The following is a 3,747-nucleotide window of genomic DNA, read 5'->3' as shown; positions in this document are numbered from 1 at the left end:
TGGATGGTGGTCGCATAACGTCCGCGGCCTTTGCCTAACCGGTCAGTCCGGTATTGCAGTACCGCCAAAGCATCGCCGTCAAGTAACTTGTGACGAAAGGCCAGCCGCATCATCTGAGAGACGGTTTGTTTGCGCTCCGCATCACAGTAACGCCCCGGGTCGTCAGCCCATGAACGCCAGTGGGCTTCAATCACTTTGCGGTACTCTGCGGCCCAGGTGACATCAAAGGCGTTATTCCCCGTCAGTAACGCCAGCATCCGGTAATCGGGTTTCAGGATGGGGCGAAAATTCGCCCCGATAGCATTGTCCAATACGCGGGTGATGGTGCCGGACGCCCAGCCGTCATTACGCGCCAAATCGCGCATGCGTGACACGATACGGTCACGATAGATGTTAATTTCATTATCCGGTGACCACAGCGCCGGCTGCCAGTTTGCCAGCTGGTCGCTGGATGAGTCTGCGGCATCATAAGGAATGCGCCCGCTTCCCGATAATGCGTTAAATTTCAATTTCGCATTCGAGGGGGGTAACGGCTCGCCATTGGGTCCCAAGATTTTAACGCTCATTAGTACCTCGCCCTGATTGGTCGTCTTGTCGTGATCCCCAGTTCGGTCTGTATTGCCTGAATAAGCGCCAATAAATCGCCCAGACTGGTTTGTTGATACGACACAGTGCGTGTCCCATCCCCTTGTGTATACGAAAATGAGACGCCTTTCGTTCCGGTTGACAGTTCGATATAGGCTAGTTGAGCGGCATTGAGTGCGGTGTGGAGCTGTTCACGGCTCATGCCGGTAAGCAGGCTGGTTTTGGGATTAAACATAATTTTCCTATGGCAACAGTTGTGAGATGTGTTTACGTGTCGGCGGTTTCTCTGGCTCGCTAATGATGACGCCGGGGTATTGGAATTTAATTTTGGTTTCCGGCGCGGTTGGAGGCGGTAATAGGCGATCAGGATTACTATCAATGGTTAATACTAGCGCATTTAATTTCAACCCCAAGTGGAACAAACCAGCTAATGCTGCATAAGCATAAACACGGCAATCCAAGGCTTCGTTTGCTTTTCCATGAGGAAGTTCCCATACACTATAACGCTGTCCAGCAGCCTCCTTCATAATTAATCTTTCGGATGTTAATTGGCTGAAGTACCCCATATCTCTATCCACAGGAAAGTGCATATAACCCGGGCCACTTTCTTCAATGTGCAAACGGGATCTAATTGAATCTTTTGCTGAATTTACTCCGATAATAATGGGTTTGAATTGAGAGCGATTTCTCGGTGTTGGGCGTTTATTCGGCCAAATAGGGGAACGCCGTCCTCCCGTTGCTGATTCACCTTTTATCGCCCATATTCGTCGACCCAGCCTCTCTTTAGCAAACTCATAAACCTTTTGAGTATGGTTCCCCCCTGAGTCATGACACGCCGCCATAATGGTAAATCCACGTCCATCCGCGCGACGCCAAATTTGCTTAAGATACGCGTCTAACCTAGTCCAAGGTTCAGCGGTTTCTAGATCTCCCTCAATTACATCAAAGGCAATGGACCAGCTCTCTTCATCTTTTCCCCAACCTACGACTTCAATTTCCAACCGGTCACCTTGTGTATCTATCCCCGCGGTCAGAACTGCAACCCCCATTGGTATTTCAGCATCATAGACTTCTCTTCTGGCTAACAGTGCATCAATAGGCAATTTTTTCCCATAATTAGGGCGGTGTGGCAGACCCATTTGTGTGTTCCACCACGCAAGCTCTTTGTCTGGATCGCCTTTGGCTTTTAAGTATTTTCCTGCAATATCAGAAGGCTTATCTTTTTGCCATGGGCTAAATAGTTTAGATGCTTGATAACCTGCATGAATATTATCGACTCCATATTCACCACAATCTGGACAAGTAGCCCTATACACTGCATGGCGTTCAGATTCAGACAATGACCATACTTTATTTACAGCCGTTTCATCATCGCTGTGCCATGCCTGCTCATAATCATTAAGTGGAACATGACGACTACCACAACATTCAAAAGGCTTTGTTTGATGCCAACGAATAGTACGCAATGCACGTAATCGCTCCCCTTCTGACCAACCCGCACCACAACTTTCGCAGTAAATTAATGCAAGATGCGATTGGTGCTTTTCGCCCTCTTTAGGCCAATGAACATGTTTAAAAAAATCAGGAAATTGACGATGACCGCAATGAGGGCAAGCTAAAGAAGCCCGCCGTTGATCTGAATCTTCATAACTTGCTGCGATTCGGCTTTCATCTTCAATAGTGGGCGAACAAGCGCGAACTGATAACCAGTTAAGACCAAATGTCGCTGTTCGTTCTTCTGCCAGTGTTATTGGGTCACCTTCACGCGTAATCGGATATTTATCAACCTCATCGGCTAATAACACTCGAATAGGGCGACGGGCTAGGTTATCAGGGCTACCTGCACCCGCTAATGCAAGAAATCCCCCCGGAAATGACTTATAGAGCAAAGTTTCTTTCGATGTTTTTTGTTTACTTGCGCCAACAATTTTTCGTAATTCAGGGGTTACTCGAATAAGAGGAGTAATTCGTTCTTTTGAGAACTGTTCTGCAGCATCTTCTTTAGGTTGTAATAACAACATAGGGCAAGGATCTAGATGCGCAAAATAACCAAACACATTTTCGAGCAAAGCTGTTTTCATTAACTGAGTACAGCACATGACGGTTATGGTATGTACACCAGATTCAGTAACAGAAAGCATAGGACCCCGCGCAATTTCGACAGTATCAGTTTGCCATGACCCCGATGTACTACCCGCCTCTTTAGCCAGTTTTCGATAACGGTCTGCCCAATCTGGAACACTAATACGTGGCGGGGGGGTCCACCCTTTTCTTGCGCTCGCTAATAATCTGTCACGTTTCGCTTGTGCTGAATTCAGGCTCCCCGAGACCAGTGATATGTTTGTGGACATGTTCGATTAACACCTCAGTCATCCTGTCAGCCGGAACACCCAAGTCTGCCGCCATAATTGGGGCTATACGGGACGGCCAATTCATCCAGGCATCACGTTGCCCTCTGAATTCAGTAAACAAGATTGATTCTGCAACTGAAAGCTCAATCAGTTGCCCATCCTCTTTTTCATATTCCAGTTTTGTTAATAACGCGAGAAAGTTTTCTTTTATCCTTCTTGCTTCATCAAACGACATATCCGCACCAATTTCACGGATCAATCTTTCTGCTGTTTGTGTTGGTGATTCATCAACTGACTCATCAACGTGCTGCTTTTTTTCTTTTTTAAGTTTTGGCTTGGTTTCAGCCGTCGAGGGTGATTTTCGATACCGTTCAATATTGGCATTTGAGGCATCAACATCAATTTCGTCACCTTCCATCACTAACCATCCTCGTGACTTCCATACAGTAATGGTTTTGCGACTGACCCCATGAAGTTTTGCAAAATCTGACTGATTCATGTTGTTACCCTGAATGTTACCTATGGTTGTTACCAAAAGTGTTACCCAACCTCAAAGGTAACAAGTCAGGTAACATTAAATAACACCACAATAAATAGTTTTAGTATTTAAATTCAATAGGATAAATTAAACCTCGAAAAATACGATGTGTTACCTGTTACCCAAATTTCAAAATTTTTTAGTTAGTGAAACTGCACGGCGCGCAATGCCCCTGAAATATCAAAGGCTTAGGAAGGACCCAAAAAATTACACGGCGTTACCCTCTCTGTTACCTCGCGTTACCGCCCTCTTTTGCCTCCTTCACTTTCGTCG

Annotated in this window: 4 protein-coding genes; all 4 read right to left on the bottom strand. The window is 46.1% G+C overall.

Annotated elements, in window-relative coordinates; all coding sequences use genetic code 11:
* The coding region (locus Xbud_RS18470; protein WP_145956672.1) for a phage portal protein at nucleotides 1-566 on the bottom strand (566 nt) is incomplete at its 3' end.
* On the bottom strand, nucleotides 566-820 hold the full coding sequence (gene gpW, locus Xbud_RS18465) for a gpW family head-tail joining protein (RefSeq protein WP_099137456.1): 255 nt from the start codon (nucleotides 818-820) through the stop codon (nucleotides 566-568). The genes Xbud_RS18470 and gpW, both read right to left, overlap by 1 nt.
* Before the next feature lie 7 nt (nucleotides 821-827).
* Nucleotides 828-2,936, bottom strand: a complete 2,109-nt coding sequence (locus Xbud_RS18460) for a phage terminase large subunit family protein (RefSeq protein WP_099137455.1) — start codon at nucleotides 2,934-2,936, stop codon at nucleotides 828-830.
* Nucleotides 2,878-3,435, bottom strand: coding sequence for a hypothetical protein (locus Xbud_RS18455; RefSeq protein ID WP_099137454.1), 558 nt, complete (start codon nucleotides 3,433-3,435; stop codon nucleotides 2,878-2,880). Before Xbud_RS18455 ends, Xbud_RS18460 begins: the two co-directional genes overlap by 59 nt.
* Between the last annotated feature and the right edge of the window lie 312 nt (nucleotides 3,436-3,747).

Source organism: Xenorhabdus budapestensis (assembly GCF_002632465.1).
GTDB lineage: Bacteria > Pseudomonadota > Gammaproteobacteria > Enterobacterales > Enterobacteriaceae > Xenorhabdus > Xenorhabdus budapestensis.
The sequence above is the reverse complement of the archived record's forward strand: the minus strand, read 5'-3'. Positions and strand labels throughout refer to the sequence as shown.

What these genes read in the sequence shown, in the direction of transcription:
- gpW (WP_099137456.1), bottom strand. Translation starts at nt 820, where the DNA reads ATGTTTAATCCCAAAACCAGCCTGCTTACCGGCATGAGCCGTGAACAG.
- Xbud_RS18460 (WP_099137455.1), bottom strand. Translation starts at nt 2,936, where the DNA reads ATGTCCACAAACATATCACTGGTCTCGGGGAGCCTGAATTCAGCACAA.
- Xbud_RS18455 (WP_099137454.1), bottom strand. Translation starts at nt 3,435, where the DNA reads ATGAATCAGTCAGATTTTGCAAAACTTCATGGGGTCAGTCGCAAAACC.